This window comes from Streptomyces albiflavescens (genome assembly GCF_014645835.1).
Lineage (GTDB): Bacteria > Actinomycetota > Actinomycetes > Streptomycetales > Streptomycetaceae > Streptomyces > Streptomyces albiflavescens.
In genome coordinates, this window is the sequence record NZ_BMMM01000049.1 from 1 (window position 1) to 759 (window position 759).

A 759-nucleotide genomic window follows, 5' to 3' on the forward strand; every position below is an offset into this window, starting at 1 on the left:
CCAGGTCGAGCTGGCCTTTGAGGGTGTCGTTGACCGACTCGATCAGCTGCCGCACCGACTTCAGGAGGCTTTCGCCCCTGCGCTTCTTCTCGCGCTTGAAAGAAGGACGCAGCAACTCCGCGCCCCGGAAAGCCAGATCGGCCTCGAACTCCTTGGAAGCGAAGCCTTTGTCCGCGATCACCAGCAGGCTCGGCCTGTCCGTGGCCAGGTGCGGTTCGCGGTCCAGCATCGCCGACAGCACCTCCCGCTCGTCCAGCTTCGGGTTCGCCAGTGCCCACAGGATGGGCATCCCGGTCGGGGTGCATACCAGGAACAGGCGCAGGCCCCAGAAGAACCGGGAGTGCGAGGCGCAGTATCCGTATCCGGCCCAGCCGGCCATGTCCGACCGCTTCACCGTCGGACGTGAGCGGCCGCACTCCACCGGTGTGGAGTCGATGATCCAGTGGTTGTCGAACCAGAAGTCCGTATCGACGGCCAGTAGCCGTATGGCCCTTTTGACCAGCGGCAACGCTGCCCGCAGCCGCTTGTTCCAGCCCGGCTGCCTGGGCACGTACGGGAACATTGCTCCCAGTCGGGAGTCAACGAACCGCAGCCAGCGCGACTCCGAAGTGAAGCCCAGCAGCGCCTGCGCGACGGCAAGGGTGACCAGCTCAGAATCTGTCAGCTGCGGCGGTCGGCCAAGCCATCGGGTGCCTCGGATCTCGTCGTCGATCTTCACGTACAGTGCGGTCAGCAGGGCGTCCAGGTTGTTCGTCACAC

At 65.1% G+C, this 759-nt stretch carries 1 protein-coding gene; it reads right to left on the reverse strand.

Going from position 1 to position 759, the window contains the following annotated elements:
- Positions 1-757 (reverse strand): IS982 family transposase (locus IEY95_RS48460; RefSeq protein ID WP_189192732.1); only part of this gene is annotated, 757 nt, incomplete at its 3' end.
- Between the last annotated feature and the right edge of the window lie 2 nt (positions 758-759).